Source organism: Arthrobacter sp. HMWF013, assembly GCF_003061105.1.
Classification (GTDB): domain Bacteria; phylum Actinomycetota; class Actinomycetes; order Actinomycetales; family Micrococcaceae; genus Arthrobacter.
In genome coordinates this window covers 1-4,886 of sequence record NZ_QAIQ01000691.1, presented here as the reverse complement: position 1 = coordinate 4,886, position 4,886 = coordinate 1, and the positions used below count along the sequence as shown (strand labels likewise).

The window sequence follows — 4,886 nt, the reverse complement described above, 5'->3', positions numbered from 1 at the left end:
GGTGCCCGCCGTGCTGGGCGTGCATGTCGGTGGCAACGGCTGGTGCCGCGGTTCCGTGTGCAGCGTGCCCGGCGTGGTCGGCGTGCCCTTCGTGCCCGTCCGGGTGCCCCGCATGGGCAGCATGCCCCGCATGCCCGACGGCGGCGCCCCCCTCAGCCGGGATCCCGGCGTCGTCGCGGTGCTGGGTTTCTCGCATGTCAGTTCCATTCCTTCGGAGAAGATCAATGGGTGCTGGGGTTGAACGGCTGTGAAGGCTGGTGCTTTGGCGCCTGCCGGGACATACCACGTCACTGACAACACTTTGAACATACCCCCAGGGGGTATATAAGTCAAGGACCTTAAGCCTCTCGCGGCGCGCCAGGATCCGCAAATGAGGGGCCACTGGCTACCAATGCGGCCGGGTTCATGACCATACTGGGGGATTGCTGCACTCTGGTCACCAATGGCGGTGGCCGGATATTGTTTGGAGGCGCCCTTATGCCCAGGCTCAACAGCCCAATGACCTATTCCAGTGCCCTTGGCGACGGCCCGTGCCTGGCAGGCACTTTCCGCGCGGAGTTCCCATCGCAGATCCTGCATTGGTCAGACTCGATGTTCCAGATACATGGCTACCAGCGCGGTGAGGTGGTGCCCACACTGGAGCTCCTGTACTCCCACAAGCACCCCGACGACAGGCAGCGGTGCCAGGACATCGTGGCGAAAGTCCTGCAGACCGGCGGTTATTTCTGCATGTACCACCGGATCACTGACGCGAAGGGCCAGATCCGCCATGTCCTCACCTCCGGCGATGCCATCCAGGACGAGGACGGCAATGTGACGGCGCTGGAGGGCGTCCTGCTGGACCTCTCCTCCACTCTGCGGCGGGAGACGGACCAGATAGCCCGCGACGCGGTGGCCGCGGCCACTGCCACCCGCAGCGTCATTGACCAGGCCCGCGGCATCCTGATGGGCAGGCTGCTGGTCGGATCCGAGGAAGCCTTCCAGTTGCTCGTCACGCACAGCAGCCGCCGCAACGTGAAGCTCGCGGCGGTGGCGGCCGAGATCCTGCGCCTGGCCGATCTGCCTGAAGGGCCCGCCGAACTTGATGCGGCCATCCACGAAATGCAGGCCCGGGAAAGGACCGCTAAGGCCAAACATCGTGGCCGCCGGCACCATCACCTTGAATCGCCTGCCCTGAAGTGACACTATCTGCGTATGAACGCAGATACGCAGGCTTCGCGGCTCAGTCCCGACAGCCAGTACGTTGAGCTCGCCGTCGAAGTCTTCGCGATGCTCGCCGATGCCACCCGGGTACGCCTGATCCTGGCCCTCCGCGAGGGCGAACTCTCCGTCAATGCGCTCGCCGGTATCGCCGGGAAATCGGCCCCTGCCGTGTCCCAGCACCTGGCTAAGATGCGGCTGGCACGGATGGTGTCCACCCGCCAGGAGGGGACCAAGGTCTTCTACCGGCTGGAGGACGGCCACGCCTGGCAGCTGGTGGCCGATGCCATCCACCAGGCCGAGCACGCGCTGGGAAACGCCCCGCGCCACGGAATGGCGTCCCACGCCCGGCCGGAGCTCGGAAAATGAGCCACGAGCCGGCCCGCGCCGGGAGCCAGCACGATCATTCGGTAACGCACGACGGCGGCCATCACCACGGTCAGGATCCGCACCACAGCCACGGGGATCACAGCCATGCTCACCACAGCCACGATGACCACGGGCACCACGATGACCACGGGCATCACGATGACCACCATCACCACGCCACCGGCTTCAAAGGCTGGCTCCAGCAGCTCTTCGTCCCGCATTCCCACGATTCCGCAGACTCGGTGGACGATGCCCTCGAAAGCAGCGCCCAGGGCATCCGCGCCGTCAAGATCTCGTTGCTGGGCCTCGGCGCAACGTCCCTGTTCCAGCTTGCCATCGTCCTGATCAGCGGCTCCGTGGCACTGCTGGCTGATACGGTCCACAACTTCTCCGACGCCCTCACCGCAGTGCCCCTGTGGATCGCGTTTGTGCTCGGGCGCCGGCCGGCCTCCCGGACCTTCACCTACGGCCTGGGCAAGGCCGAGGATCTGGCGGGCCTGTTCATCGTGGCCATGATCGCACTCTCAGCGGTGGTGGCCGCCGTCGAATCCATCCGGCGCTTTTTCGAGCCGCAACCCGTGCACAACCTGGGCTGGGTGCTGGCCGCCGGCCTGGTGGGCTTCGCCGGCAATGAGCTCGTGGCCATCTACCGGATCCGCGTGGGCCGCCGGATCGGCTCGGCTGCCCTGCTGGCGGACGGGATCCACGCGCGGACAGACGGCTTCACCTCGCTCGCCGTCGTCGCGGGTGTCATCGGCATCTGGCTGGGTTTCCCGCTCGCGGACCCGATTGTCGGGCTCCTCATCTCAGCGGCGATCGGCGTGCTGCTGTGGGGCACCGTCCGCGACGTCGGCCGCCGGCTCCTGGACGGCGTCGATCCCGCCCTCTCGGACCGGCTCGCCGCGCTGGTCACCGAGAACGCTCCCGCGGGCAGTTCCTCCCGGCTGCGGTGGAGCGGCCACCGCCTGCACGCTGAAATCACGGTCCCGGCCGACGGTGGCACGCACCTGGCGGAGTTCACCGCCGTCGCGCATTCCCTGGAAGAAAAGGCGCGCGGCACCCTGCGCAACCTCGGCTCCGTCACCGTCGTACCGGTCATGCGGAGCGGGAACGGGCCGGCTCCCAGCTGATGGAATAGGCTTTCGGCATGGGACTAATCATCACTCTGCTGATCATCTGGCTTGTTCTCTCGATCCTTGGCTTCGTGATTGAGGGCCTGCTCTGGCTCGCAATCATCGGCCTGGTGCTCCTGGTGGCTACGGCTGTCTGGGGCTGGCTGAAGCGAAAAGCCCGGACCTGAGCCCGCGGTCATGGGTGTGGAGGAGAGCTGGGCAGGGATCGCTGCCTGGCTGAAAGCCAACGCACCGGTGACGGCAAACGCCATACGGCCGCCTGCCCCTGGGACCTTGATCCGCTCCTTGCAAGGGGAAGCGCCCAACGGCTGGCCCGGAGAACTGTCCACCCTTTACCGGCTGGCTGACGGCGCGGAACGTTCGACGGCGGGCTACATCTACCCGCGGTATCGGCCTCTTCCACTCGAGGAAGTCGGGAGAACGCGGCAGATGCTGCTGGGTATCGAGGCGCAGGTGGGTGAGGCCGCAAATGCCGCGTTTGAGCGGGAGCAGAACTCTCCCCTGTACCGGAACCTGCGGATGCTCCACCAGGCCGGCAGCGGCGTCCCGTTGCCCGAGCCCCAGAAGCCCTACGACCCGGCCAAGGCTGAAGCCGACGACGCCGGCACCCGGGCTTCCTTTTTCATCTCGCCCTTCCTGCCCATCGCCGAAGACGGTTCCGGCGACTTTCTGTTCGTCGATCTCAGAGGCGGGCGGCAGCACGGCTGTGTCGGCGAGTATTTCAAGGGCGACGCCGACTGGCGCCCTGCGATCTGGCCCTCGGTTGAGGCGCTCCTGGAGGACATACTGTCCAGCCTCGAATCCGGGCGGCCGGTGTTCTCCTCCAGACCCTCGGTGGTCAACGGGTCGCTGACGTGGGAGTACGCCCAGCCCTGACGCTCTTTCACTTACGGGCCCTTTTGGAGCAACGCTCTGGCAGTTCCGGGCCCTTTTGGGGCAACGCTCTGGCAGCTTCGGGTCCTTTTGGTGCAACGCTCTGGCAGAGTAATCTGGCGGCAGTGACATTATATTTTTTCTGTGACCCAGAGCGCTTTTAGCGATTCCGCGTCGCTCCTTAGGGGAGCGGTGATTCAGTGCGCCCGTGTGGGGGACTCCAGAGGGAGTTCCCTTTCCCGCCGGGCCCACATCGAACTCACCACTGGAAGAAAAACATGCACACAACATCAGCCGACCCGGCCGGTCCTGCCCTCGACCGGCCGTCCCTGCGCCCTGACTGCGGTAACTGCTTTGCCCTTTGCTGCACGGCCTTTGGATTCTCCCGTTCCGCAGATTTCGCCCTCGACAAACCAGCTGGCTCGCCATGCCAGAACCTGGCGCCGGATTTCTCCTGCACCATCCACGACAGCCTGCGCCCGCGGGGATTTCGCGGCTGCACGGTCTTTGACTGTTTCGGGGCCGGTCAAAACGTGTCCCAAGGACCCTTCGGCGGAGAAAGTTGGCTTGATCGCCCCGAGACCAAGGACGGGATGTTTTCTGCATTCAAGGCCGCCCGCCAGCTTCATGAGATGCTCTGGTATTTGGCCGAGGCTCAGACCCGAACCTTCGATCCGGACTCCTCAATCCGTGCGGGGCTGCTCAGGAACAGGATCGAGAAAGCAGTCAAGGGCGAACTGCCGGAACTACTTGCGCTCGATATTCCAGGGCTCCACTCACAGGTGAGGTCGACGCTGATGGACGTCAGCGAAGAGGTTCGGGCCTCGTACTTTGCCACCGGCGACGACCATCTGGAATCCGCGCTGAAGCCGGGAGCGGACCTCATGGGCAAGAATCTCAGCTCCCGCAGGTTGTGCGGGGCAGACCTCAGAGGGGCCTATCTCATTGCCGCCGATCTGCGCGGCAGTGATTTAGCGGGTGCTGATCTGCTCGGAGCGGATTTGCGGGATGCCCGGCTTGAAGGCGCTGATCTATCGAACGCCTTGTACCTGACACAGCCTCAACTAAATGCCGCATTGGGAAGTGGCCGAACTCTTCTGCCCGCGGATCTTGCAAGGCCCCCGCGCTGGAGCAAGGCATGAGCGCTCGCTGCCTCAAGTGCCAGCGCGTCGGCGGATGGGCGACGGGTACTGAACCGTCCCGGGTTTGATGCCGCTGTCTTCTGTGAGAAAGATAGTGATTATGCCCAAGCAGTTCCCGCCCGAAGTCCGTGACCGTGCAGTGCGCATGACCTTGGATCGGTTGTCCGAA

At 65.0% G+C, this 4,886-nt stretch carries 7 protein-coding genes; 6 read left to right on the top strand and 1 reads right to left on the bottom strand.

The genetic code is table 11. The annotated features are described in order from the left end of the window. Positions 1-196: hypothetical protein (locus tag DBR22_RS25055; protein ID WP_375135031.1), on the bottom strand; the 196-nt coding region annotated here is incomplete at its 3' end. A gap of 302 nt (positions 197-498) precedes the next feature. On the opposite strand from DBR22_RS25055, the gene DBR22_RS22445 reads away from it, so the two are divergent. The 6 genes from DBR22_RS22445 to DBR22_RS22420 all read left to right on the top strand — a co-directional run bounded on the left by DBR22_RS22445 (position 499) and on the right by DBR22_RS22420 (position 4,717). Next, entirely contained in the window at positions 499-1,182 is a 684-nt protein-coding gene (locus DBR22_RS22445; protein ID WP_258229403.1) for a PAS and ANTAR domain-containing protein, read from the top strand. 12 nt (positions 1,183-1,194) lie between these two features. Further along, a complete protein-coding gene (locus DBR22_RS22440) occupies positions 1,195-1,569 on the top strand; it encodes an ArsR/SmtB family transcription factor (RefSeq protein ID WP_108600798.1) in 375 nt (124 codons plus the stop codon). After that, positions 1,566-2,699: a cation diffusion facilitator family transporter gene (locus DBR22_RS22435; protein WP_108600797.1), complete on the top strand. Its 1,134-nt coding sequence runs from the start codon at positions 1,566-1,568 to the stop codon at positions 2,697-2,699. The genes DBR22_RS22440 and DBR22_RS22435 overlap by 4 nt, the downstream gene beginning before the upstream one ends. A gap of 17 nt (positions 2,700-2,716) precedes the next feature. Further along, positions 2,717-2,869 carry an LPXTG cell wall anchor domain-containing protein gene (locus tag DBR22_RS22430; RefSeq protein WP_108600796.1) on the top strand — a complete coding sequence of 51 codons (153 nt, stop codon included), beginning with the start codon at positions 2,717-2,719 and terminating at the stop codon, positions 2,867-2,869. A gap of 106 nt (positions 2,870-2,975) precedes the next feature. Then, positions 2,976-3,578, top strand: a complete 603-nt coding sequence (locus DBR22_RS22425) for an SMI1/KNR4 family protein (protein WP_146187630.1) — start codon at positions 2,976-2,978, stop codon at positions 3,576-3,578. Between the two features lie 275 nt (positions 3,579-3,853). Then, on the top strand, positions 3,854-4,717 hold the full coding sequence (locus DBR22_RS22420) for a pentapeptide repeat-containing protein (RefSeq protein WP_108600794.1): 864 nt from the start codon (positions 3,854-3,856) through the stop codon (positions 4,715-4,717). Positions 4,718-4,886 lie beyond the last annotated feature (169 nt).

Excerpts from the sequence above, each read along its gene's own strand:
- DBR22_RS22445 (WP_258229403.1), top strand. The coding sequence starts at position 499 with ATGACCTATTCCAGTGCCCTTGGCGACGGCCCGTGCCTGGCAGGCACT.
- DBR22_RS22440 (WP_108600798.1), top strand. The coding sequence starts at position 1,195 with ATGAACGCAGATACGCAGGCTTCGCGGCTCAGTCCCGACAGCCAGTAC.
- DBR22_RS22430 (WP_108600796.1), top strand. The coding sequence starts at position 2,717 with ATGGGACTAATCATCACTCTGCTGATCATCTGGCTTGTTCTCTCGATC.
- DBR22_RS22420 (WP_108600794.1), top strand. The coding sequence starts at position 3,854 with ATGCACACAACATCAGCCGACCCGGCCGGTCCTGCCCTCGACCGGCCG.
- DBR22_RS22435 (WP_108600797.1), top strand. The coding sequence starts at position 1,566 with ATGAGCCACGAGCCGGCCCGCGCCGGGAGCCAGCACGATCATTCGGTA.